The sequence below is a fragment of the Aquimarina aggregata genome, assembly GCF_001632745.1.
GTDB classification, from domain to species: Bacteria; Bacteroidota; Bacteroidia; order Flavobacteriales; family Flavobacteriaceae; genus Aquimarina; species Aquimarina aggregata.
Window position 1 is genome coordinate 1 of the sequence record NZ_LQRT01000047.1, and the last position, 1,208, is coordinate 1,208.

A 1,208-nucleotide genomic window follows, 5' to 3' on the forward strand; every position below is an offset into this window, starting at 1 on the left:
TAAGTTGTAAAATTTAAAAGAACGGAGTGAACTTTCGAGCGATCTAGTATTAAGGCTCTAACCCGTATTAGTCTCCGTACTTTTTCTTTAATCACATAGAACCCTATAGAATTTTAGTTCCCCTTTTAAAGGTCTTAGTTTATGTGATTTTTAATTATTCTTAAACACTAAATTATGAAATTTAACGATGTTATTGGTATTGATGTAAGCAAAAAAACATTAGACGCTTTTATTTATTCTTCTCAAGCTAAAAACTGTTTTGAAAACAATAAGATTGGTTTTAAAAATATGGTTTCTTGGATTAAAAACAATAGTACGTTTTCTCAAATTCGATCTGTTTTTGTTTTTGAATTTACTGGAATATACTCTAATAATCTAGCTTTGTATTTAGATTCAAATAACTTTAAGTTTTGTATGGTTCCAGGGCTAGACATTAAACGTTCAATAGGAATTGCAAGAGGTAAAGATGATCAAATTGATGCTAAAAGAATAGCGATATATGGATATCGTTTAAAAGAGGAATTAATACCCATGGAATTACCTCAAAAAGATATTTCGAAGTTAAAATCGTTAATGACATTAAAAAAGCAATTGATAAGACAAAGAGCCGCCTTTAAAGCAAAATTGAAAGAGCAAAAACTGGTGTTTAATTCTAAAGAATATAAATTGATTTTTAATATACAAGAACAATTGATAAACTATTTATCCAAAAAAATAATCATGCTAGAAAATGAAATCTTAACAATTATTAAAAATAATGAACATTTGAAAAATAATTTTAAACTGATAAAATCTATTAAAGGTATTGGAGATCAATCTGCAATTACACTAATAATTGTTACCAATAATTTCAAGAAATTTAAATCATGGAGGAAATTTGCGGCATATTGTGGTACAGCTCCTTTTCCGTATCAATCTGGAACTAGCCTTAAAGGCAGAACAAGGGTCTCCAATCTAGCTAACAAAGATATAAAATCAATTATGCACATGTGTGCTATGGCTGCTATTCAGCATAATCCTGAAATGAAAGAATATTTTCAAAAAAGAACCTTAGAAGGAAAAAACAAAATGAGCACAATTAACATTATTAGGAACAAGCTATTAGCTAGAATATTTGCAACAATAAAACGACAAACTCCATATGTAAATACAATGAAATTTGTCGCTTAAAAAAAATCTAAATTTTACTTGATTTAATCATAGAATAC

General features: G+C 27.6%; 1 protein-coding gene. It reads left to right on the forward strand.

Translation table 11 applies throughout. The annotated features are described in order from the left end of the window. Window positions 1–174 precede the first annotated feature (174 nt). On the forward strand, window positions 175–1,170 hold the full coding sequence (locus AWE51_RS23295; protein ID WP_066319012.1) for an IS110 family RNA-guided transposase: 996 nt from the start codon (window positions 175–177) through the stop codon (window positions 1,168–1,170). Window positions 1,171–1,208 lie beyond the last annotated feature (38 nt).

Coding starts and splice junctions, on each gene's coding strand:
- AWE51_RS23295 (WP_066319012.1), top strand. CDS start 175: ATGAAATTTAACGATGTTATTGGTATTGATGTAAGCAAAAAAACATTA.